Annotated in this window: 21 protein-coding genes; 12 read left to right on the top strand and 9 right to left on the bottom strand. The window is 60.8% G+C overall.

The annotated features are described in order from the left end of the window. Positions 1-39 precede the first annotated feature (39 nt). From tsaE to trxA, 6 genes are read left to right on the top strand one after another with little or no spacing between them, the layout of a single operon-like run. Positions 40-513, top strand: coding sequence for a tRNA (adenosine(37)-N6)-threonylcarbamoyltransferase complex ATPase subunit type 1 TsaE (tsaE, locus tag Q7V03_RS15125; RefSeq protein WP_304926429.1), 474 nt, complete (start codon positions 40-42; stop codon positions 511-513). Continuing rightward, positions 510-1,520, top strand: a complete 1,011-nt coding sequence (locus Q7V03_RS15120) for an aminoglycoside phosphotransferase family protein (RefSeq protein ID WP_304926428.1) — start codon at positions 510-512, stop codon at positions 1,518-1,520. Before tsaE ends, Q7V03_RS15120 begins: the two co-directional genes overlap by 4 nt. Then, the gene (locus Q7V03_RS15115; RefSeq protein WP_304926427.1) at positions 1,502-2,185 is read left to right on the top strand and encodes a nucleotidyltransferase family protein; all 684 of its coding nucleotides are present in this window, start codon (positions 1,502-1,504) and stop codon (positions 2,183-2,185) included. Before Q7V03_RS15120 ends, Q7V03_RS15115 begins: the two co-directional genes overlap by 19 nt. Next, entirely contained in the window at positions 2,178-5,123 is a 2,946-nt protein-coding gene (gene addB, locus Q7V03_RS15110) for a double-strand break repair protein AddB (RefSeq protein WP_304926426.1), read from the top strand. The genes Q7V03_RS15115 and addB overlap by 8 nt, the downstream gene beginning before the upstream one ends. Further along, positions 5,120-8,437, top strand: coding sequence for a double-strand break repair helicase AddA (addA, locus tag Q7V03_RS15105; protein WP_304926425.1), 3,318 nt, complete (start codon positions 5,120-5,122; stop codon positions 8,435-8,437). The genes addB and addA overlap by 4 nt, the downstream gene beginning before the upstream one ends. A 58-nt stretch (positions 8,438-8,495) precedes the next feature. Beyond that, positions 8,496-8,822 carry a thioredoxin gene (trxA, locus tag Q7V03_RS15100; protein ID WP_304926424.1) on the top strand — a complete coding sequence of 109 codons (327 nt, stop codon included), beginning with the start codon at positions 8,496-8,498 and terminating at the stop codon, positions 8,820-8,822. A 45-nt stretch (positions 8,823-8,867) separates the two neighbouring features. Here the strand turns inward: trxA and Q7V03_RS15095 are convergent, their stop codons facing one another. Next, positions 8,868-9,716: a hypothetical protein gene (locus Q7V03_RS15095; protein WP_304926423.1), complete on the bottom strand. Its 849-nt coding sequence runs from the start codon at positions 9,714-9,716 to the stop codon at positions 8,868-8,870. A gap of 105 nt (positions 9,717-9,821) precedes the next feature. On the opposite strand from Q7V03_RS15095, the gene hslV reads away from it, so the two are divergent. The 3 genes from hslV to Q7V03_RS15080 all read left to right on the top strand — a co-directional run bounded on the left by hslV (position 9,822) and on the right by Q7V03_RS15080 (position 13,049). Then, positions 9,822-10,379 carry an ATP-dependent protease subunit HslV gene (hslV, locus tag Q7V03_RS15090; protein ID WP_304926422.1) on the top strand — a complete coding sequence of 186 codons (558 nt, stop codon included), beginning with the start codon at positions 9,822-9,824 and terminating at the stop codon, positions 10,377-10,379. Further along, a complete protein-coding gene (gene hslU / locus Q7V03_RS15085) occupies positions 10,376-11,671 on the top strand; it encodes an ATP-dependent protease ATPase subunit HslU (protein WP_304926421.1) in 1,296 nt (431 codons plus the stop codon). The genes hslV and hslU overlap by 4 nt, the downstream gene beginning before the upstream one ends. A gap of 271 nt (positions 11,672-11,942) precedes the next feature. Beyond that, positions 11,943-13,049, top strand: coding sequence for an alpha/beta hydrolase (locus Q7V03_RS15080; RefSeq protein ID WP_304926420.1), 1,107 nt, complete (start codon positions 11,943-11,945; stop codon positions 13,047-13,049). Positions 13,050-13,129: 80 nt separating this feature from the next. Here Q7V03_RS15080 and Q7V03_RS15075 read toward each other — a convergent pair whose 3' ends face one another. From Q7V03_RS15075 to Q7V03_RS15065, 3 genes are all read right to left on the bottom strand, one after another. After that, positions 13,130-13,717 (bottom strand): Smr/MutS family protein, encoded by a 588-nt coding sequence (locus Q7V03_RS15075; RefSeq protein WP_304926419.1) that lies wholly within the window; start codon positions 13,715-13,717, stop codon positions 13,130-13,132. Positions 13,718-13,831: 114 nt separating this feature from the next. Further along, complete coding sequence (locus tag Q7V03_RS15070; protein WP_304926418.1) at positions 13,832-14,854, bottom strand: murein transglycosylase A; 1,023 nt, start codon at positions 14,852-14,854, stop codon at positions 13,832-13,834. 117 nt (positions 14,855-14,971) lie between these two features. Further along, positions 14,972-15,631: a Tim44/TimA family putative adaptor protein gene (locus tag Q7V03_RS15065; protein ID WP_304926417.1), complete on the bottom strand. Its 660-nt coding sequence runs from the start codon at positions 15,629-15,631 to the stop codon at positions 14,972-14,974. Between the two features lie 116 nt (positions 15,632-15,747). Between Q7V03_RS15065 and Q7V03_RS15060 the strand changes: the two genes are divergently transcribed. Beyond that, positions 15,748-16,206, top strand: coding sequence for an FxsA family protein (locus tag Q7V03_RS15060; protein ID WP_304926416.1), 459 nt, complete (start codon positions 15,748-15,750; stop codon positions 16,204-16,206). Positions 16,207-16,260: 54 nt separating this feature from the next. Continuing rightward, positions 16,261-16,737, top strand: coding sequence for a protein-export chaperone SecB (gene secB / locus Q7V03_RS15055; protein WP_304926415.1), 477 nt, complete (start codon positions 16,261-16,263; stop codon positions 16,735-16,737). Positions 16,738-16,791: 54 nt separating this feature from the next. Here the strand turns inward: secB and Q7V03_RS15050 are convergent, their stop codons facing one another. Genes Q7V03_RS15050 through Q7V03_RS15030 form a run of 5 tightly spaced genes read right to left on the bottom strand, consistent with a single transcriptional unit; the run spans position 16,792 to position 20,570 of the window. Next, positions 16,792-17,805 (bottom strand): NAD-dependent epimerase/dehydratase family protein, encoded by a 1,014-nt coding sequence (locus Q7V03_RS15050; RefSeq protein WP_304926414.1) that lies wholly within the window; start codon positions 17,803-17,805, stop codon positions 16,792-16,794. Positions 17,806-17,865: 60 nt separating this feature from the next. Next, positions 17,866-18,561, bottom strand: a complete 696-nt coding sequence (dnaQ, locus tag Q7V03_RS15045) for a DNA polymerase III subunit epsilon (protein WP_304926413.1) — start codon at positions 18,559-18,561, stop codon at positions 17,866-17,868. Further along, positions 18,554-19,141, bottom strand: a complete 588-nt coding sequence (gene coaE / locus Q7V03_RS15040) for a dephospho-CoA kinase (RefSeq protein WP_304926412.1) — start codon at positions 19,139-19,141, stop codon at positions 18,554-18,556. Before coaE ends, dnaQ begins: the two co-directional genes overlap by 8 nt. Then, positions 19,138-19,977 (bottom strand): shikimate dehydrogenase, encoded by an 840-nt coding sequence (locus Q7V03_RS15035; protein WP_304926411.1) that lies wholly within the window; start codon positions 19,975-19,977, stop codon positions 19,138-19,140. The genes coaE and Q7V03_RS15035 overlap by 4 nt, the downstream gene beginning before the upstream one ends. Next, entirely contained in the window at positions 19,974-20,570 is a 597-nt protein-coding gene (locus Q7V03_RS15030) for a nucleoside triphosphate pyrophosphatase (protein WP_304926410.1), read from the bottom strand. The genes Q7V03_RS15035 and Q7V03_RS15030 overlap by 4 nt, the downstream gene beginning before the upstream one ends. 401 nt (positions 20,571-20,971) lie before the next feature. On the opposite strand from Q7V03_RS15030, the gene hemJ reads away from it, so the two are divergent. After that, positions 20,972-21,421 (top strand): protoporphyrinogen oxidase HemJ, encoded by a 450-nt coding sequence (hemJ, locus tag Q7V03_RS15025; protein WP_304926409.1) that lies wholly within the window; start codon positions 20,972-20,974, stop codon positions 21,419-21,421. Positions 21,422-21,450: the final 29 nt, after the last annotated feature.

Raw genomic sequence — 21,450 nt, 5'->3', positions numbered from 1 at the left:
GCGACTTGCAGCGGCGGGCGGGCAGGGTAGACTTGCGGCATGAGAAAGCCGCATTCCGTTACCGCCTTTCTGCCCTCCGAGGAGGACACCGCCGATCTTGGCGGCTGGCTGGCTGTGCGGCTGGTTGCGGGGGATGCTGTGCTGCTGGAAGGCCCGATTGGTGCTGGCAAAAGCCACTTCGCCCGCGCCTTGATCCGCGCACGCTTGGGGCGGATGGAGGACGTGCCCTCGCCGACCTTCACCCTCGTGCAGACCTACCTCGCCGATGTCGAAATCTGGCACGCCGACCTTTATCGGTTGTCGCATCCAGATGAGGCCGCCGAACTGGGGCTGGAAGACGCGTTTTCACAAGCGATTTGTCTGGTTGAATGGCCGGACCGTCTGGGTCGCCTGATGCCCGCCGATGCCATTCGGATTGCGCTGTCAGCCAGCGGCGAGGGCCGCAATGTCACGCTGGCCGCACCGAACCATCCCGATCTGCTGGCAGAGTTTGCGCGGCGTTGGCAGAAATGAACGACCGCGCCGCTTTATCGCAAGCCTTTCTCGCCAAAGCTGGCTGGGGCGCAGCCAGCCGCCAGTTTCTGGCCGGCGACGCTTCGGATCGCAGCTATGATCGGCTTCGGCAGGGCCTAAATACCGCCGTGCTGATGGATGCGCCGCCGGGCAAGGGCGACGATCCGGCGACATTTCTGGCGATTGCGCAGCATCTCTCGGCCATCGGCCTCTCTGCGCCAAGCTGCTACGCGCAGGATCTGAAAAACGGCTTTCTGCTGTTGGAAGATTTGGGCGACACCATCTATGCCACACTACTGAAAACTGCTCCGGTGCTTGAAAACAGTCTCTATACTGCGGCAACCAAGGTTCTTGCACATCTGCAATGCCATCCACCCGCCGCCAACCTCGCCAATCTGACCGCGCAGGACTGGGCCGAGGCAGCTTGCTTTGCCCTCGATTGGTATAGCTTCGCAATCACCGGCGACCGCACCGACCCTGCCGATTTCCGCAACGCCCTCACCGACGCCCTATCGCGCCACGCCGACGGCCCACGCGTGATGATCCTGCGCGATTATCACGCCGAAAATCTGCTTTGGCTGCCAGATCGGCCCGGCCTCGCCCGCGTCGGCGTGCTGGATTTCCAACTCGCCCAACTTGGCCAGCCCGGCTACGATCTCGTCTCATTGCTGCAAGATGCGCGCCGGAATGTTTCACGTGAAACCGAGGCCGGGATGATCTGCGCATTCTGCAATCAAACCGGCATTTCCACCACAAGTTTCCGCCCCGCCTATGCCACGCTTGGCGCACAGCGCGCTCTGCGCATCCTTGGCATTTTCGCCCGCCTCTGCCTGCACAGCGGCAAACCCAACTACCTGTCGCTGATCCCTCGGGTCTGGCACTACCTGCAACGCAACCTCTCCGTGCCTGAACTCGCCCCGCTCGCCAAAATCTGCGCCCAACTGCTGCCCGAGCCAACCCCCGAAGTCCTTGCCCGAATAGGTGCCCAATGCAGCCATTTCCGTTAATGCTTTTCGCCGCAGGCTTCGGTGCTCGCATGGGTGCCCTGACCGCCAATAAACCGAAACCGCTGATCGAGGCCGCTGGGAAGCCGCTGATCGACCACGCCTTGGCTGTTGCCGATGCCGCGGAGATCAAAAAAATCGTGGTAAACCTGCACTACCTTGGCGACCAGATTGCCGACCACCTGAAAAACCGCAACATCCTCTGGTCGTGGGAACAAGGTCAGATCCTCGAAACCGGCGGCGGTCTGAAGGCCGCTCTGCCGCTGTTGGGCGATGGCCCGGTGCTGACCCTGAACACCGATGCGGTGTGGAGCGGCCAAAACCCGCTCACCCAACTGCTGAATGCTTGGGACCCCGCTAAAATGGATGCGCTGCTGCTGCTGCTGCCCGCCGAAGCCGCCCTCGGCCACAGCGGCAAAGGCGACTTCCAGCTTGATCCCCATGGCCGCATCTCCCGCGCGAACGGCGTCAGCGCCCCGATCTATCTGGGTGCGCAAATCCTGAAGACCCAAGGGCTTTCCGCCATATCAGAACCTGTTTTTAGCCTGAATCGCCTCTGGGATATCGCCATCGGAAACGGCCGCGCCTACGGGCTGATCCATCACGGCGGCTGGTGCGACGTGGGCCGCCCCGAAGGCATCGCGCTGGCTGAGTCCTTGCATGTTTAGCCCAGACACAACCCGCATTTTCGCCCTGCCCCCCGGCACCGATTTCCCCGCCGAACTGGTCGCGGGCCTGATCGAACGCATGGCCGCCCAGCAGCCAGAAGCCATGGCGCGCGTCACGATCTACCTCAACACCGCCCGCATGGCGCGCCGCGTCCGCGACCTGTTCGCGACCCATGGCGCGCGCTTCTTGCCACGCCTGCTTCTACTCAGCGACATCGCAAGTGACCCCAGCCTCGACCTTTCCCCCGCCATTCCGCCGCTGCGCCGCCGCCTGCAAATGGCCAAACTCATCGCCAAACTGCTCGACGCGCAGCCTGACCTCGCTCCGCGCTCGGCACTCTACGATCTCGCCGACAGCCTCGCCAATCTGATGGATGAGATGCAGGGCGAAGGCGTTCCGGCCGAGGCCATCGCCGCCCTCGATGTCTCAACCCATTCCAAACACTGGGAAAGAACCCAAACCTTCCTGCGGATCATAGCCCCACTGTTCAGCGATGCCGCCGATGCCGAATCGCGCCAACGCCTTGCCGTGCAGCAACTTGCCCAGCGCTGGCAAAGCGCCCCGCCGCAAGACCCGGTGCTGATCGCGGGCTCCACTGGCTCGCGTGGCACCACCGCCCTGCTGATGCAAGAGGTCGCAGCCCTGCCACAAGGGGCGCTGATCCTGCCAGGCTTTGATTTTGATACGCCCGCCAGCGTCTGGCAGGTGATGGATGACGCCCTCACCGCCGAGGATCACCCGCAATATCGCTTCCGCCACCTGACAAACCTTTTGCACATCCTGCCCAGCAGTATCAAACCCTGGCGAGACACAATCCCGCCAGACCCCAACCGCAACCGTTTGATTTCGCTGTCCCTCCGCCCCGCGCCGGTCACCGATCAATGGCTGGTCGAGGGGCCAGCCCTGCCCGACCTCCCCCGCGCCACTGAAAACCTCACCCTGATCGAAGCCGCCTCGCCGCGCGCCGAGGCGCTGGCCATCGCGATGATCCTGCGCGAAGCCGCCGAAGCTGGCACCAAGGCCGCGCTGATCACCCCCGACCGCAACCTAAGCCGCCAAGTCACCGCAGCCCTCGACCGTTGGGCGATCCTGCCTGATGATTCTGCGGGCCGCCCCTTGGCGCTCTCGGCCCCCGGCCGTTTCCTGCGCCACACCGCCGCTTTGCTCGGCCAAAGGCTGACCGCCGACAGCCTGCTCACGATTCTGAAACACCCGCTGACTGCCTCCGGCACCGCACGCGGTCCACATTTGCTGCTGACCCGCTATCTCGAACTCAAACTGCGCAAAACTGGCCCCGCCTTCCCCACTGGCCCGGATCTTTTGGAATGGGCCGCCCCGCGGACCGATAACGCCCTACCTTGGGCGCAATTTCTCGCCGATACCCTGCAAAACCTCGACCAAGTCCCCCACCGCCCGCTGACCGATCACGTCACCCAACATCGCGCCCTGTCCGAAGCCTTGGCGCGCGGCCTTGATCCCTCCGGCAGCGGTGATCTCTGGAACAAAACCGCCGGCATCGAGGCCTTGGCCCTGATGGAAAATCTTTCCGCCGAAGCACCGCACGGCGGCACTTTCTCTGCCGCCGAATATCGCGATCTGCTCGAAGCCCTCATCAACAAAGGCGAAGTGCGCGAACCCGTGCAAGCCCATCCCAACATCATGATCTGGGGCACCCTAGAGGCCCGCGTCCAGGGTGCTGATCTGGTGATCCTGGGCGGTCTCAACGACGGCATCTGGCCAAAATTGCCCGAACCGGACCCCTGGCTCAACCGCTCAATGCGCAAAAAAGCGGCTCTACTTTTGCCAGAACGTCAAATCGGCCTCTCTGCCCACGATTACCAACAAGCCATCGCCGCCCCCCGCGTGATCCTGTCCCGCGCGGTCCGCAATGCCGAAGCTGAAACTGTGCCCAGCCGCTGGCTGAACCGCCTGATGAACCTGATGGACGGCCTGCCGCAGCAAAATGGCAAGCAGGCTCTGGCCGAAATGCGCGCGCGCGGCACCCAATGGCTTACGCTTGCCCGCGCCCTAGAACAGCCCACCGCCGCACAGCAAGCCGACCCCCGGCTACAGCCCGCCAAACGCCCCGCCCCGCAGCCACCCATCGCCGCGCGCCCGCCGAAACTGTCGCTCACCAATATCGAGCGCCTGATCCGCGACCCTTACGCGATCTACGCCCGCTACATCCTGCGCCTCAACCCGCTCGACCCGCTACACCAAACCCCCGACGCCCGCGATCGCGGCATCATCGTGCATGAGGTGCTGGAACGTTTCGTCAAGACTCGCCCCGCAACAGAAACCCGCGCCGAGGCCCGCGCCCGCCTGCTGACCCTCGCCCGCGATGTCCTTGCGCAAGAATCCCCCTTTCCGGCCGCCCGCGCTTTGTGGCTGGCCAAACTCGACCGCGCCGCCGACCATTTCCTGACCCAAGACGCCAAGCACAGCGGCACCCCGCTTGCGCTTGAAACCAAAGGGGCCCTCAAACTCGACCCGCTCGATTTCACCCTGTTCGGCACCCCCGACCGCATCGACCGCCTTCCCGACGGCACCCTGCATCTGATTGATTACAAAACCGGCACCGCCCCCAAAGCCGCCCAGCAAAAGCAATACGCCAAGCAACTTCTGCTCGCCGCGGTCATGGCCGACCGCGGCGGTTTCGCCGATCTCGGGCCGTCTGACGTGGCGAAAATCAGCTACATCGGTCTGGGCAGCAGCGAAGACGTGGTGGAAACCGACATCACCGAGGCCCTGCTGACCGAACATTGGGAAAAACTGCTGCACCTGATCTCGCGCTACCTGCGGCGCACAACCGGCTACACCGCCCGCCGTGCCCTGTTCGAAGTCCGCCACGCCGGCGATTACGACCACTTGTCGCGCTTTGGCGAATGGGAAATGTCCGACCGCGCCGCACCCGAACCGGTAGGAGAACCAGAATGACCCGCAACGACGCTTCCGAGCGCCAAGTTCAAGCCTCTAACCCCACCGATACCGTCTGGCTTTCCGCCAACGCTGGCTCCGGCAAAACGCGCGTGTTGACAGATCGCGTCGCCCGCCTGCTGCTGCGCGGCGTCGAGCCCCAGCACATCCTGTGCCTCACTTACACCAAAGCCGCCGCGACCGAGATGCAGAACCGGCTGTTCCGCCGCTTGGGTGAATGGGCGATGAAACCCGACGCCGACCTGCACCGCGCCCTTGCCGATCTGGGCGACGCCACCCGCCACGCCCCCGGCGCGCTGGCCAAAGCCCGGCAGTTGTTCGCCCGCGCGATTGAGACCCCGGGCGGGTTGCGGATCCAGACCATCCACAGCTTCTGCGCCACCCTGCTGCGCCGCTTCCCCCTTGAGGCTGGCGTTTCGCCGCAATTCACCGAACTGGATGACCGCGCCGCCCGGCTGCTGCGCGAAAACATCATCGAAGAAATGGCCGAGTTTCGCGCACCAGAATTGATGGCCGAAGTCGCGCGCGCCTACACAGGCGAAGACTTTACCGCGCTGATGGAGCAAGTCTCAGCCAAACGCGCAGGCTTCGCCAAAGCGCTAAGCGAAGCGCAATCCCGCGATTTGTTCAATGTTCCCAACGCGGAAACCACGCAAACCCTGCTCGCCGACGTGCTGCTCGGCATTGAATCCGACCTCATCGCTAACATCCTGCCCGCCCTGCAAAACGGCGGCCCCACCGACAGCAAAACCGCCGCCAAACTCGCGGCGCTCGACCTGTCCGCCCCCAGCCTCGCCACCCTTAGCACGCTTGAGAACACCCTGCTCTACGGTGGCACCGCCAAGGCCCCTTACGGTGCAAAAATCGGCGCGCTGCCCACCAAGCCCACGCAGAAACTGATCGGCAACCACCTGCCGCAACTCGACGCCTTGATGCTCCGCGTTGAAACCGCCCGCCCCCGCCGCATCGCCCTGCAAGCCGCCCAAAAGACCGCCATCCTGCACCGCTTTGCCGCCGCCTTCCTGCCGCTTTATGAGTCCGCCAAAGCGGCCAGAGGCTTCCTCGATTTCGACGATCTGATCACCCGCGCCAAGGCCCTGCTGACCGACCCCTCCGTCGCCGCATGGGTGCTGTTCCGTCTTGACGGCGGCATCGACCATATCCTTGTCGACGAAGCGCAAGACACCAGCCCCGATCAATGGCGCGTCATCGAACTCTTGTCCGCCGAATTTACCGCCGGGCTTGGAACCCGCGATGAAACCCGCACCCTGTTCGTCGTCGGCGATAAAAAGCAGTCGATCTACTCCTTCCAGGGCGCGGATGTCGCCGCCTTTGATGAAAAGCAGACCGATTTCCAAACCAAATTCCACGCCGCCCAAAAGAACTTCGTTCGCCTCGATCTCGAATATTCCTTCCGCTCGTCCACCGCGATCTTGCGTGTGGTGGATGAAACCTTCGCCGACCGCTTCCCAAAAGCCATGGGCTCATCTGTCCATCACCTCGCCTTCAAATCCGATTTGCCTGGCCGGGTAGACCTTTGGCCACTGCTGGAAAAATCCGAAGACCCCAAGGATGAAAATTGGGAAGACCCCGTCGATCTGATCACTGACACCCATCACACCGCCCGTCTGGCCGAGAAAATTGCCAGCTATATCAAAGCGCTGATCGACGCGGGCACGCAAATTCCCACCGATGACGGCCCGCGCCCGCTGCACGCAGGAGATGTGCTGATCCTCGTGCAGCGCCGCTCTGCCCTGTTCTCGGAAATCATCCGCGCCTGCAAAAAAGCCAATCTCCCCATCGCGGGCGCAGACCGCCTGAAACTCGGCGCCGAACTCGCGGTCAAAGACCTCGCCGCCCTGCTCTCCTTCCTCGCCACGCCCGAAGATGATCTGTCGCTTGCGGCCCTCCTCCGCTCCCCGCTTTGTGGTTGGACAGAGGCCGAACTTTACGCCCTCGCTCAGCCCCGCAAAGGCTATCTGTGGGAAACCCTGCGTGACACCACCACCCACCCCGAAAGCCTCGCCATGCTGCACGATCTGCGCAACAATGCCGACTTCCTGCGCCCCTACGATCTGATCGAGCGCGCCCTGACCCGCCACGATGGTCGCCGCCGCCTGCTGACCCGGCTTGGCCCCGAAGCGGAAGATGGCATTGACGAATTTCTGTCCCAGGCCCTCGCCTTTGAGCGCAACGAAATCCCAAGCCTGACTGGGTTTCTGATCTGGCTTGAAACCGATGACATCGAGGTCAAGCGCCAGATGGACAGCGAAGGCCACCGCATCCGTGTGATGACCGTCCACGGCGCGAAGGGTCTGGAAGCGCCCTTGGTTATCCTGCCCGACACTTGCGACCGCAATCCGCAAGACCGAGATGAGATTTATGCGTTGGAAAACGGCATCCCCGTCTGGAAAACCCCCTCTGACGAAAGCCCGCCGCCGATTGCGACCGCCCGAACCCTGCGCAAAGACAAAGGCGAGGAAGAAAGCCTGCGCCTGCTTTATGTTGCCCTCACCCGCGCCCGCACCTGGTTGATCGTCTGCGGCGCGGGCGAAGCGAAGAAGGACGGCGCATGGTATAAGCTAATCCAGCAAGGCATGCAGGCCGCAGGATTTGAGGCCATCGCCGACGGCGCGTTGCGTCATGGCTTCGGCAACTGGCCCGGTCCGGTTGAAAAACAGTCTCTAACTGTGCCGGAATCACGAGAACTCCCGATCTGGGCAACCGAACCCGCCGCCGCGCCCGACCGCCCTGCACAACCGCTCTCGCCGTCTGATCTCGGCGGCGCAAAGGTCATGCCGGGCGAGGTTGATGGGTCTGGCGAAGACGCCGCCAAAGCCCGAGGCACCGCTTTGCATCTGTTGCTTGAACACCTGCCCAATGCCCGCCGCGCCGATTGGCCAAATTTCAGCGCCGCGCTAATCCCCGACCCTGCCGAACGTGCAGCCCTTTTGGCCGAAGCCGCAGCCGTGCTCACCGCCCATCCCCAGATCTTCGCCGCTGAAGCCCTATCAGAAGTCACCTTCATCGCCAGTCTCAACGGCCAGCCCATGCTAGGCACCATCGACCGCCTGCTGATCGCCCGCGACCATATCCTCGCCGTCGATTTCAAATCCAACCACCGCACGCCCGCAACCGCTGCGCAAACTCCCGAAGGTATCCTGCGCCAAATGGCCGCCTATGCCGAAGCTTTACGCCAAATCTACCCCAACCACCGCATCGACACCGCGATCCTGTGGACCCGCACCGCCACCCTGATGCCGCTGCCCCCCGATATTGTGCGGGCAGCTCTGCAACGCACCACTATGCCTTGACGCGCGTGACCGCCGTGCCTAGGTTTGATGCCTGACATTTCCCCTAGGAGATCCCATCATGGGTGCCAATACCGTCGCTGTAACCGACGCCACTTTCGACGCCGAAGTTCGTAAATCCGCGATCCCGGTTGTCGTCGATTTCTGGGCCGAATGGTGCGGCCCGTGCCGTCAAATCGGCCCAGCTTTAGAAGAACTCGCCGCTGAATACGCGGGCCGCGTCAAGATCGTGAAGATCAACGTCGATGAGAACCCCGACAGCCCCGCCGCCCTCGGCGTGCGCGGTATTCCGGCGCTGTTCCTGTTCAAAAACGGCGAAATCTTCTCAAATAAAACTGGGGCAGCCCCGAAAGCCGCCCTTGCCAACTGGATCGCCACCGCGCTCTGAGCGCTGCAAAAATCGGATCAAAGGCTCCCCGCGGGGAGCCTTTTTTCACAGCGGCCAGCCATGCGCCCGCAGCCGCGCTGCGATCTGCATCTCGCGCCCGTCACCCGACGCAGCCAAGGCCTGCCGCTTAAAAAACCAGTGCAGATACGACGCATAGGGCTGCGGCCGATGCACCGCCGCAAACGCCCCCGCCACCCCCAACCGCGCCACCGACGCCGCGATATGGTGAAAATCAATCCGCGCAAACAGCACCGCTGGCTTGTCGGCAAAGAACCCGGTCAGCGCCATCGACGAATTCTGCGTCACCACATAATCGCAACCCACCAACACAGTCAGCGAGCCCTGAGACAGCTCAAACCGCTCAATCCCCCGCAGCGCGTCCAACTCCGCCTCGGAATAAACCTCGCGCGGATGCAGTGTCGCCACGATCCGCCGCTCTGGGTCCGCCGCCAAGGTCGCCCGGATCATCTCAATCGGCGACGCCGCTTGAAAATGCCGCCGCTGCAACAATTTCCCCTGCAACGGCATGAAAATGTAACCACCCCGCGCGAAGGTCAGACCGCCAAACAACCGCTCTCGCCAATAGCGTTGAAACCACGCCTGCCCCGGGGTCGCAAAAAAAGGCAGCCCCGCCACCTGCCAATCCCAGCGATCATTCGTCGCCTCAATCCGGTAGAATTTCTCAAGGTAACAGCGTCTTAGACTGAAACAAAATGGCCCCTCCACCGCGCGATTGTAGACAAGGTGATAGCCATCGCCCGCAATTTCGGCGTCTTGCCCAGCGTATCGAACCTCCCAGCCTGCCGACCTGACCACGCGCACCACAGCGCCAAAAATCCCGTCCCCCGCCTCGGCGCGGGCGCGCTTGTCGCCGTCCAGATAAAAACTCAGCATCCGTTCCATCGCACCAAACTAGGCACTTTTCCCCGGCCCCGCCAGCCACCCGCTTGCACGCAGCGCCGCGCCCTTCCATATAAAGCTGATCAGATGGAGCGCAAAATGGCCGAAGACAAATTCCCCGGTTGGCATGGCACCACCATTCTCGCCGTCCGTCGCGGCGGTGAGGTTGTGGTGGCGGGCGATGGCCAAGTCTCATTGGGCAATACCGTGATCAAGGGCACCGCCCGTAAGGTCCGCCGCCTGTCACCCGGCGGCCACGATGTGGTCGCAGGCTTTGCCGGATCGACCGCTGATGCCTTTACCCTGCTGGAACGGCTCGAGAAAAAGCTCGAATCCGCCCCCGGCCAGCTTGCCCGCGCTTGCGTTGATCTGGCGAAAGACTGGCGGATGGATAAATACCTGCGCAATCTTGAGGCCATGCTGATCGTCACCGACGGCCGCGATCTTTACGTCATCACCGGGGCTGGCGATGTGCTGGAACCCGAGCATGACGTTGCAGCCATTGGCTCCGGCGGCAACTTCGCCCTCGCCGCCGCACGGGGCTTGATGACCACCGATTTGCCCGCAGAAGATGTCGCCCGCCGGGCTATGGCGATTGCTGCCGAGATTTGTGTGTTCACCAACGGCAACTTGACCGTAGAACGGATTTCCAAATGACCAACCTGACCCCCCGTGAGATCGTCTCGGAGCTTGACCGCCACATCATCGGCCAAAGCGACGCCAAGCGCGCCGTGGCTGTGGCTTTGCGCAACCGTTGGCGTTGCCGCAATCTGCCGGATGACATTCGGGATGAGGTCTATCCGAAGAATATCCTGATGATCGGCCCAACCGGGGTGGGCAAAACCGAGATCGCCCGCCGTCTGGCCAAACTGGCAAAAGCCCCGTTTCTGAAGGTTGAGGCCACCAAGTTCACCGAGGTCGGTTATGTTGGGCGCGATGTCGAAAGCATCATCCGCGATCTGGTCGATGCCGCGATGATCGACACTCGGGCGCGGATGCGGGAGGATGTTGCCGCGAAGGCCAAGCAGGCGGCAGAAGAGCGGGTGGTTGAGGCTTTGGCGGGCAAAGACGCGCGCGAGCAAACCCGAGAGATGTTTCGCGGCAAGCTGCGGCGCGGGGAATTGGACGCCACAGTGATTGAGTTAGAGATCGCCTACACCGCCCCTGCGATGCCGATGATGGGCGGGCAGGGCATGGAAATGCAGATGCAGGGCCTGCAAGATCTGTTCAAATCGTTCGGCGGGCGGACCACGCGCAAGAAAGTCACGGTGGCCGAGAGCTATGATCTGCTGATCGGGCAAGAGGCCGATAAACTGCTGGATGATGAGGCCGTAAAGACGGCGGCGCTGGCGGCGGTGCAGGAAAACGGCATCGTGTTTCTGGATGAAATTGACAAAATCTGCGCGCGGGCGGATGCGCGGGGGGCGGATATTTCTCGGGAAGGCGTGCAACGCGATCTGTTGCCGCTGATTGAGGGCACCACGGTTTCCACCAAATATGGCCCGGTAAAAACCGATCATATCCTGTTCATCGCGAGCGGCGCGTTTCATGTCGCCAAGCCTTCAGATTTGCTGCCGGAACTACAGGGGCGGCTGCCGATCCGGGTGGAGTTGGCCCCACTGACCGAGGGCGACTTTGTCCGCATCTTAACCGAGACCGACAACGCGCTGACCCGGCAATATGCGGCGCTGATGGGGACCGAAGATGTCGCGGTTTCTTTCACCGTGGATGGGATCGCGGCGCTGGCGCGGATTGCGGCTGAGGTCAACAAATCCATCGAAAACATTGGCGCGCGCCGGCTTTATACGGTGATGGAGCGGGTGTTTGAGGAGTTGTCTTTCACCGCCCCGGACCGAGCTGGTGAGGCAGTTGTGGTGGATGCCGCTTTCGTCGAGAAAAACCTTGGCGCGCTGGCGCGGTCGGCTGACATCTCACGCTATGTTTTGTAACCGCCACGCGTGGACTGGGGTGTGACCTGTTTGACTTTAAAGGGTTAGGGGGGTGTCCTTCACCCTTTCTTCATTTTTGAAGTGGCTTCATCTTGACCTAAATGCTCAGATTGCAAAGTGCCAACAAATCATCGACGAAACTATCCAACACATTGAAAAGTTCAAGCATTGCCCGCGCGCCACGCGTGGACAGCTCGTATTCCGAGCCTGCAACATAACGTCACTTGACCCACGCCCCTAAACCCCGAAACTTGTTAGAAAAAGGCGTGCAATGACCCGATTTCTGCTAATGCTGTCCCTGACCCTCACTTTGGCCTGCTCTCCGCGCGGCCATGTCACGCTTGACGCGCAAGCAGCCTCTGTCGGGCAGGTCGAGAAGATTTTTATCGGCACGACCCGCAAGCAGGATCAGGATGGATCCTTCGGCACCTACCGATCCGAGCAACTTAACTTCGCCCGTTATGATGTCTCCGTCCCGCCAGATCGCAAGCTGGGCGAAATCAACTGGCCGCCCCGGCACGGCCGCGTCAACCCGGCGAAGCATTTCCTGACCACCGATCAGATTGTCTATCAAAATGACGTGCCCTTCCGCAAAGACCTGAAAGCACAGCTGGCGGCGCATGGCGGCGAGGCGGTGATTTTCGTGCACGGCTACAACAACAACTTCTCGGAAGGGGTCTACCGGGTCGCGCAGTTTGCGCATGATCTGAAGCTGCCGGGGGCGGTGGTACATTATGCGTGGCCTTCGGCGGCGGAGCCATTGGGCTATGCTTATGACCGCGATTCCGCGCTGTTTGCGCGGGATGGCTTGGAAAGCTTGATGCATGAGGTGGCGGCGGCCGGGGCGAAGCGGATCTTGATCGTGGCACATTCGATGGGGGCCGGGTTGACGATGGAGGCGCTGCGGCAGGCGGCGATCCGGGGCGATAAGAAGACGCTGGGGCTGATTGGCGGGGTGATCTTTATCTCGCCGGATATCGACGTCGATGTGTTCAAAATCAGCGCCAATGTGATGGGGACGCTGCCGCAGCCGTTCGTAATCTTTGGCTCGGACCGTGATAAATATCTGCGGTTGTCGGCGCTGCTGACCGGGCAGGATGAACGCTTGGGATCGCTGAAGGATGTGTCGCGGGTGGCGGATTTGAAGGTGACGTTCATGGATGTGGCAGCGTTCTCGAAAGGCTCGGGGCATTTTGTGGTTGGGGATTCGGCGGCTTTGATCGCGCTTTTGGATCGGTTGGGGGACGTTTCCAACGCGTTCGAAGCGGACCGGAGGGCGCGGGTTGGATTGCTGCCAGGGGTGGTTTTGTCAGTTCAAAATGCGACTCAGATTGTGCTGCGGCCTGTGGCGACTGTGGCTTCGGATTTGACGCGGTAGCGGCGGTCCCGCGTTGGGACCAATTCTACATGATTTAAAATCAATGCGTTACGAAGCTGATTTAACAGCTTGTTAACGTTTTAGCGCCTGCGCAGATAGATGTAATACGCGCCAGAGCCACCGTGTTTTAGGTGGGCTTCCGAGATTTGCAGCACCGCAGCACCTAAGGGTGGCAGACGCAGCCAGTGTGGGACTTGATGGCGCAGAGCGCCCATGCGTTGCGGGATGGGGCCCACGTCATGGCCGCGTTTGCCTTTTCCGGTGATCACCAGCACCAAGCGCATCCCGGCGGATTGGGCGTTGAGGATGAAACGGATCAGTTCGGGGTGGGCTTCAGAAAGCGTCATGCCGTGCAGGTCGATACGGGCCTCGGGCGACAGTTTGCCACGGGTCATTTTGCCGTGGGTTTTGGCATCCATCTGTAAGGGAGCTGCGGTGAGGCTTTCTGCGAGGGAGGGCAGAATGTCGTGACCGGGTTTGCTGCGCGATTTTTCGCCCAAGCGGAACAGGGGCAGGCGCGGCATCGCCGGGGCTGCGGTTTGCGTCGGTTTTGGTTTCGGCTCGGCGGGTTTCAGGAAAACGTGGCCCATCGGGTGCATCGGCTTGGCGGTGCGGGCGACGGCTTGCCAAATTTCTTGCTCATCGGGGTGCAGAGTGCGGCGGCGCATTAGAGCGTGTCGCGCTGAAGAGCATGCGATCGAAGCGCCGAACGCGTTTGAAGGTCAAACGCTGGCTCGGCGCTTGGATTGACTACGTGTTTGAATGTGAAACGCGACAAGTTCCTAGCCTTCCGGCAGCATGGCATAAGCACGGTCAATGGGCAGCAGCAGGATCATGCGGCCGCTGTCTTTGATCGTGCCAGCGGCATCGCCCGCGCCGTCGCCCGTGCCGAAGAAGATATCGGCGCGCTGGGGGCCTTTGATGGCACCGCCGGTGTCTTGGGCGATCATCAGGCTGTGAATGGGATTATCGCCGGATTTCTCAATCCAGACCGGGACGCCAAGCGGGGTAAAGGCAGGGTCGATGGCGACGGAGCGCATCGGGGTGATGCTGCGGCCCATGGCACCGATCGGGCCTTTGTCAGACGGTAGGTCGGCGATTTTGCGGAAAAAGATATAGGACGGGTTTACCGACAGCAGGGCGGTGCCTGCGGTGGGGTTGGAGCGGACATAGAGTTTAATGTCTTGCGCCGAAACCTGATCGGGGGTGCGCATGCCGCGCGCGATCATTTCCTTGCCGACCGAGCGATAGGCGTGGCCGTTGCGGCCTGCGTAGCCGACACGGATGACATGGCCGTTGGTCATTTTGATCCGGCCAGAGCCTTGGATTTGCAGGAAGAAAACCTCTACCGGGTCTTCGAGCCATGCGATCTCTAAGCCACGGCCCCGGAGTGCGCCGCTTTCAATGGTGGCCCGGTCGTAGTAAGCTTGACCGTCTTGCAACTCGGGCGGGCGGGCGTAAATCGGGTAGGCGAAGCGCGGGGTGCGGGTGTAGGAGCCGTTGAGTTCGGGCTCGTAATAGCCGGTGAACAGCGCAGGGGGTTGGCCGATCAGCACGGGTTTGAACATCAGCTCGAAAAACGCTTTGGCGGAGGCGTCGGAACTGCCCGCAACGGCGGCGAGGTGGCAAATCGGCCGCCAATCGGGGGCATCAAGTATATCGCAGGTCTCTTGGAACGCGGTGAGGGCGGCGAGGTGATTGTCCCCAGACCAGCCCTCAAGCGCCTCAAAGGCCAGCATTTGCGCCGGGGCGGGCGTGGCTGTCATCGTAAGGGAAAGAAGGCAGGAGGCGAGAACAGCACGCATCCGCCAAGAGCGCGTTGCGTCAATTTGACCTTGCTTGCGCAGCCGAACGCGCTTGCAGAGCAATCGCTGCCTCGGCTGCGCAAGCAAGGATTTGATTGAAATGGAACGCAACACGCTTCAATCGCTGGTGCCGACGAGTTGCCAGTTCGGGTCTTGCACGCCCATGCGGCGGGCGAAGGTCCAGCTGTCGCGCTGGCGTTTGACCTCGGTGGCAGAGCCCTCGATGATCTCGCCGGCTTTGTTGCGCACCAGTGAGGTCAGCTCGCCGGTATAGCGCAGGGTGATTTCGGCGGTGCGGGTGGTGGGATCGTATTCGGCGTCGGACAAAGTCATTTCGCGCAGGCCGAGGAAGTTGGCCTCTACCGTTTGGCCATCGCGTTCGCGGGCATTGATGGCTTGGGTGAAGGATGCCTCAACCTCATCAGCGAGGAAGGGGCGAACCGGGTCGATATCGCCACGCTCAAACGCCATCAGAATCATCTCGTATGCGCCGCGCGCGCCATGGAGAAATTCACCGACAGAGAAGTCTGGTTCGGCCACTTTCATCGCGGCAAGGGCGAGGGCGGCGGGGCTGCCTGCGGGCGCGTGATCGGTGATGTCGAGATCGGTGCCGTCTTCAGCGGCAGGCTGCACCAGTTTCGGCCGCGGACGATTGTCATCGGCGGGCAGCGCGGGCTTTTCAAAGCCTTCACGGCTGCCAAGCACCGAACGTAGTTTCAGGATCAGGAATACAGCGATCCCAGCCAGAACGAGCAGTTGAATCAAGGAGGAATTCATAAGCGCCTCAAAACGGGGCCCGAGGGGTTGGTGATCCGGGCGTTGGACCCTTATGTAGGGGCTGAGGGCGTCCAAGTCTATGGTTTGGCCGTCAGAATGCACGGAGGGTGCTTGAGATGTGGATTTTTGCGCTGATTTTGGCATGGCCAATGCTGGAAATTGGGCTGTTTGTGGTTGTTGGCGGCGGGTTGGGGCTGTGGACGACGCTGGCTTGGGTGGTTTTGAGCGCGACGCTGGGGGTCGGGTTGATCCGCTGGCAGGGCATGGGGGCGTTGCGCGAAGTGCGCGGCGGCGGCGGTATCGTTGCGTTGCAGCCGATGGCGCATAGTGCGCTGATCATGCTGAGCGGGATATTGCTGATCCTGCCGGGGTTTTTCACCGATTTTCTCGGGTTGGTGTTGTTGCTGCCGTTTGTGCGGACGGCGTTGATTGCGCTGCTGGCGTCGCGTGTGCAGGCGCATGGCTTTGCGCGGCACGGTCAGGCAGATTGGGTTGATGCGGAATATGAGGAAGTGGTGCCAGAGCGCGACAAGATTGGTGGGGTGACGCGACCTTCGAAGTGGCGTGAGGATTGAGGCCTTTGAGATGACCTGCTAGGGGTATGCAGGATTTTTCAGGGAGTGGGGCTTATGGCCGAGGAAAATGGCGGCACGCCGCAGATCAAGATGTCGGTTCTGGCGCAGTTTGTGCGGGATATGTCATTTGAAAACATGGTGGCGCAGAAGGGCCTGACGGCTTCGGAAGTTCAGCCGGATATTCAGGTTCAGGTGAGTTTGGATGCGCGGAAGCGCTCGCAAGACCACCAGTTTGACATTGTGACGAAGTTCAAGGTGACCTCGAAGAACAAGGTGAATGGCGACACGCTGTTCTTGTTGGAGGTCGATTACGGCGGGATTTTTCACGTTGAGGGCGTACCGGAAGAACAGTTGCATCCGTTCCTGATGATCGAATGTCCGCGGCTGCTGTTTCCGTTCGTGCGGCGGATCATCTCGGATGTGACGCGCGATGGCGGCTTCCCGCCGCTGAACATCGACACGGTGGATTTTCTGGCTTTGTATCGGCAGGAAATTGCACGGCGGGCGCAGCCTGCGCCGGTTGCGAACTGAGTTTAGGGCGGTAGCGTTCGGGGGGCCGACCTTGCGGGGTCGGCCTTTTGCGTTTCAGATCTGGTAGTAGTCGCGATACCAGGTGACGAAGTTTGCCATGCCATCGCGGACGTTGGTTTGCGGTTGATAGTTAGTGAGGGTTTTTAACAGGTTGGCGTCGGCCCAAGTGGCTACGATATCGCCGGTTTGCATCGGCATGTAGTTGCGGATGGCTTTGCAGCCGGTGGCGTCTTCGATGGCTTCGATGAAATCCAACAGTTTGACCTTGTCGGAATTGCCGATGTTGACGACTCGGTAGGCGGCGGCGGGGGAGAGGCTGTCGCCAAGCGGGATGTCTGCGGCGGTGGCCGGGCGTTGTGGGACGGCGTCGACCAGCAGACGGATGCCGCGCACAAGGTCGTCGACATATGTGAAGTCGCGCCACATCTCGCCGTTGTTGTAGATATCGATCGGCGTGCCTTCAAGGATGCCTTTGGTGAATTTATAGGGCGCCATGTCGGGGCGGCCCCAAGGCCCATAGACGGTGAAAAAGCGGAACATCGTGACGGGCAGGCCGTAGATATGGGCGTAGGAATGTGCCATCGCCTCATTGGCTTTTTTGGTCGCGGCGTAGAAGGTGAGTGGGGTTTCCGTCTTGTGGGTCTCAAGGAACGGCATTTCGGTGTTGGCGCCGTAGACCGAGGAGGTGGAGGCCATCAGCAGATGCTCAACGTTGAGTTCACGGGCGAGATCGAGGACGTTGAAGCCGCCGACGAGGTTGGCATTCAGATACGCGCGTGGGTTTTCAAGCGAGTAGCGCACCCCGGCTTGGGCGGCGAGGTGGATGATGACTTGCGGACCCGCGGCGCGCATCGCGGCTTCGAGGGCAGTTTGGTCTTCCAGAAGCGCCTCGGAATTGGTGAAGTTGGGGTTTTGCAGCAGCATGGCGAGGCGGCGCTGTTTCAGGGTCACATCGTAGTAATCGGTCATGCCATCGTAGCCTGCGACACGAAAGCCCTCGGCCAAGAGGTGTTTGCAGAGGTGATAGCCAATGAAGCCTGCGGAGCCAGTGACAAAGATGGTTTTCATGGGGGCCTTTTTGGGATGGGCGGTGTCGGTTGCGTACGCCGATTTGCGAGTGATGCGGTGTTAGAGCCGCTTTTTCCAGATCGCACCCGCGCCCATTTTATCGACGAAGGCGGTATGCGCGGCGGATTCTGGCTCGGTCAAGCGCGGCGGCAGCGGATTCGGACGTGGGCGTGGGCGCCAATCCGAGAGGGTTTTCGCGGGGCCAGAGGCGGTCTGCGTCGCAGGATTGAGCCCGAAATCCGGTTGCCTGCCGCCGACAAGTTCAAGGTAGACCTCGGCCAAGATTTCGGAATCGAGCAGAGCGCCGTGCTTTTCGCGGGCCGAATTGTCGACCCCGAAGCGGCGGCACAGCGCGTCTAGCGTGGCGGGAGAGCCGGGAAATTTACGGCGGGCCATCATCAGAGTGTCGGTGGCGCGGGTCATCGGCAGGATTGGCCGTTTGACAGCTGTTAATTCGGCGTTGAGAAATTTCATGTCAAAACTGGCGTTGTGGATGATCAGTTGGGCGTCGCCGATGAAATCGAGAAAGTCTTGCGCGATAAGTTTGAACACGGGTTTGTCGCGCAGAAAATCGTCGCCGAGGCCGTGGACGTCGAAGGCGGCTTTCGGCATCAGGCGTTCGGGGTTGATATATTGGTGGTAGGTTTTGCCCGTGGGCAGGTGGTTGAACAGTTCGACTGCACCGATTTCGACGATTCGATCGCCTTCGGAGGGTTCAAAACCAGTGGTTTCGGTGTCGAGGACGATCTCACGCATGGCGGGCTCGGATATGGGCGATCAAGGATTTAACATAGGCCTCGGTGGCGAAAAGATCCAGCGTTTCAACGATATGGGTGGCTAAGCTGCGTTTTTGAGCGTCGGGCATTTGGCGGCTGAGCAGAGTTTGGAAGTGCTGTTCAGTCATACCGGGTCGTTGCAAAACACGTTGACGTTGCAGGTCAGGCGGAGCGGTGACGAGGAGGGTGGCGTGGAATTCGTGTTGGCTGGATTTCTCGAACAGCAGCGGGATGTCGAGGACGGCAATGTCGGTGCTGGTTTGCGCGAGGAAGGCAGCGCGATCGGCGGCGACAAGCGGGTGGGTGATGGCTTCGAGTTTGGCCAGCAGGCTGGGATCGTCTGCAATCGAGCGTTTCAATGTTTCACGTGAAACATTTCCACTTGCCGTAGCTTCAGGGCAGATTTCGCGGATTGGAGTGACGGCGAGGCCGCCGGCTGCGTAGAGGCGGTGGACGGCCGTATCGGCATCCCAAACCGGCAGGCCCGCTGCGGCGAACATTGCGGCTGTGGTGGACTTACCCATGCCGATTGAGCCGGTGAGGCCAAGGCGGTAGGTCATGCTGATAGCACGGCTTGGCGGGTGGCTTCGTCCACTTCGGGCCGTTGGTCGAACCAGCGTTCAAAGCCAGGGGCGGCTTGGTGGAGCAACATGCCGAGGCCATCGACCGCCGTGCAGCCCCTGGCTTCTGCTTCGAGAAGGAAGTGCGTCTTCAATGGGTTGTAGACAAGATCAGTAACAAGCGCATCGCGTTCAAGCCCATCCAGCGGCACCCGAAAATCCGATTTTCCAGCCATGCCGAGCGAGGTCGTATTTATGACGGTGGCAGCACCTTCCAACATATTTGGGGCCTGCACCCAATCGTAGATCTGCAGTTTTGCACCAAAATCTGCGCGCAGAGCCTGAGCCCGAGGCTGAGTGCGGTTGGCGATGCGAATCTCTGGCACACCGACCTCGATCAACGCGGCGACTATGGCGCGGGCGGCGCCCCCGGCCCCAAACACGGCGGCGGGGCCAGCGGCGGGGTTCCAGTGCGGCGCGTTTTGCCGCAGGTTAGCGATGAAGCCCGCGCCATCGGTGTTATCGGCGTGAATCCGACCATCCTTGCGAAATATCAGCGTGTTGGCAGCACCAATAAGGGCGGCACGGTCGGTCACAACATCGACAATTTTCAGGACCGCTTCCTTGTGGGGAATGGTCACATTGACGCCGACGAAGCCAAGTTTTGGCAAGATTTCAAGCACTTGCCGCAGATCCTGTGGCGCCACATCCATCGGGATATAATGGCCTTTGATGCCATAGCGCTTCAACCAGAAGCCGTGCAGCGTGGGCGAGCGGCTGTGCGCAATCGGGTGGCCGATGACGCCGGCAAGTGGGATGCGGGGTAGGTCGGTCATGTTGGGATGAAGCCTCTGGTGCCTAAATAGCCAAGTAAGGGGAGAATGGGCAGGCCGAGAATGCTGAAGTAATCGCCCTCGATGGTGAAGAACAGCCGGATGCCTTCTTCTTCGAGTTTGTAGCCGCCAACGGATTCGCGCAAGGACTGCCAGTTGCGGGAGATGTAATCGTCAAGATAGCTGTCGGAGAGCGGACGCATCGTAAGTTTTGCCTCAGACATATGCCGCCAAATCGGCTTTCCACCGTCATAAAGCACCAAAGCTGAGATCAGTTGGTGGGTTTGGCCGCGAAATTCGCTCAGTTGACTGCGGGCCTCGTCCGGGGTTTCGGGCTTGCCAAAGACCCGGCCTTTGAAGGCGAGGATCTGATCGCAGCCTAGGACAAGCGCGTCGATATTCTTCTCGGCCAGTTTGCGGGCTTTCATTTCAGCAAGCGCATCGGCGATATCGCGGGGTGAGGCGGCATCGGCTTGAAGGCCTTGGCGGATGGCGTCTTCGTCAATCCGGGCAGGTTGCGCTGTGACCTCAAGCCCAGCGTTGCGTAAAAGCTGCAAGCGGATCGGCGATGCAGAGGCTAAAAGCAACGGGCGCATGATGGGGGCGGCCTTGTGGATAAGCTGGGTTTGTTCCGGCAGGTGGATTTGGGGGTAAGCCCGATTTAGCGCCGAAAAGGCGGGATGGGAGGAGTTTTGTCAAGCGCAGAGGCAAGGCTCGGCGGGTTTGCCCACATGGGGATGACATAAGAGCTAGGCTGTGTGCGAGGCATGTATCCAGAGGCTGTGGAGCACTCTGTGCCGCAAGAATATCGTGTAAATTATTGATTTTAAAAGTTTAAATTTAAATCCAAAAAATCGTACTTAAGTTATGCACAGCCCGCACCTTGGGGATATCTGACGGGAGAACGCGTGAAATTCTGTTATCCACTCCCCCTACAACAACATCTTTCTTTCTAGAATCTATACTTTAAGAAGAAGCTAAGAAACGAGGTGGACCTGTGGGCGACTTTCTGGCGACGTATTATCCTTGGATCAAGGCATTGCATGTGATGGCGGTGATCGCTTGGATGGCGGGGTTGTTCTACCTGCCAAGGCTGTTTGTGTATCATGTGGAGCAAGTTGAGGCAGGATCTGCCACCGACGCGATGTTTCAGGTGATGGAGCGGCGGTTGCTGAAGGCGATCATCAATCCGGCGTCTGTGGCGACTTGGGTATTTGGTCTGGCGTTGGTGTGCACACCGGGGATTGTCGATTGGACGGAAGTTTGGCCTTGGACCAAGGCGTTTTGCGTGATTGCCATGTCGCTGTTTCACCATTGGCTGGGGCAGCAGCGGAAAGATTTTGTCGGAGGCACCAACAGCGTCACGGGTCGACAGTACCGCATGATGAATGAGGTGCCGACGCTGCTTATGATTATTATCGTGATCTCGGTGATCGTGAAGTTCTGAAATCCCCAATCTGAAATCCTTGACTTGGG

Source organism: Cypionkella sp. (genome assembly GCF_030652235.1).
Classification (GTDB): domain Bacteria; phylum Pseudomonadota; class Alphaproteobacteria; order Rhodobacterales; family Rhodobacteraceae; genus Cypionkella.
This window is presented reverse-complemented; position numbering and strand designations above follow the sequence as displayed.

Bases quoted from the DNA above. Each gene is read 5' to 3' on its own strand.
- dnaQ (WP_304926413.1), bottom strand. From the start codon at position 18,561: ATGCGTGAGATCGTCCTCGACACCGAAACCACTGGTTTTGAACCCTCC.
- secB (WP_304926415.1), top strand. From the start codon at position 16,261: ATGGCCGAGGAAAATGGCGGCACGCCGCAGATCAAGATGTCGGTTCTG.
- addB (WP_304926426.1), top strand. From the start codon at position 2,178: ATGTTTAGCCCAGACACAACCCGCATTTTCGCCCTGCCCCCCGGCACC.
- Q7V03_RS15050 (WP_304926414.1), bottom strand. From the start codon at position 17,805: ATGAAAACCATCTTTGTCACTGGCTCCGCAGGCTTCATTGGCTATCAC.
- Q7V03_RS15030 (WP_304926410.1), bottom strand. From the start codon at position 20,570: ATGCGCCCGTTGCTTTTAGCCTCTGCATCGCCGATCCGCTTGCAGCTT.
- Q7V03_RS15065 (WP_304926417.1), bottom strand. From the start codon at position 15,631: ATGAATTCCTCCTTGATTCAACTGCTCGTTCTGGCTGGGATCGCTGTA.
- hslV (WP_304926422.1), top strand. From the start codon at position 9,822: ATGGCCGAAGACAAATTCCCCGGTTGGCATGGCACCACCATTCTCGCC.
- addA (WP_304926425.1), top strand. From the start codon at position 5,120: ATGACCCGCAACGACGCTTCCGAGCGCCAAGTTCAAGCCTCTAACCCC.
- Q7V03_RS15115 (WP_304926427.1), top strand. From the start codon at position 1,502: ATGCAGCCATTTCCGTTAATGCTTTTCGCCGCAGGCTTCGGTGCTCGC.
- Q7V03_RS15095 (WP_304926423.1), bottom strand. From the start codon at position 9,716: ATGCTGAGTTTTTATCTGGACGGCGACAAGCGCGCCCGCGCCGAGGCG.
- hslU (WP_304926421.1), top strand. From the start codon at position 10,376: ATGACCAACCTGACCCCCCGTGAGATCGTCTCGGAGCTTGACCGCCAC.
- coaE (WP_304926412.1), bottom strand. From the start codon at position 19,141: ATGACCTACCGCCTTGGCCTCACCGGCTCAATCGGCATGGGTAAGTCC.
- trxA (WP_304926424.1), top strand. From the start codon at position 8,496: ATGGGTGCCAATACCGTCGCTGTAACCGACGCCACTTTCGACGCCGAA.
- Q7V03_RS15035 (WP_304926411.1), bottom strand. From the start codon at position 19,977: ATGACCGACCTACCCCGCATCCCACTTGCCGGCGTCATCGGCCACCCG.
- Q7V03_RS15080 (WP_304926420.1), top strand. From the start codon at position 11,943: ATGACCCGATTTCTGCTAATGCTGTCCCTGACCCTCACTTTGGCCTGC.
- Q7V03_RS15070 (WP_304926418.1), bottom strand. From the start codon at position 14,854: ATGCGTGCTGTTCTCGCCTCCTGCCTTCTTTCCCTTACGATGACAGCC.
- Q7V03_RS15120 (WP_304926428.1), top strand. From the start codon at position 510: ATGAACGACCGCGCCGCTTTATCGCAAGCCTTTCTCGCCAAAGCTGGC.
- Q7V03_RS15060 (WP_304926416.1), top strand. From the start codon at position 15,748: ATGTGGATTTTTGCGCTGATTTTGGCATGGCCAATGCTGGAAATTGGG.
- tsaE (WP_304926429.1), top strand. From the start codon at position 40: ATGAGAAAGCCGCATTCCGTTACCGCCTTTCTGCCCTCCGAGGAGGAC.
- Q7V03_RS15075 (WP_304926419.1), bottom strand. From the start codon at position 13,717: ATGCGCCGCCGCACTCTGCACCCCGATGAGCAAGAAATTTGGCAAGCC.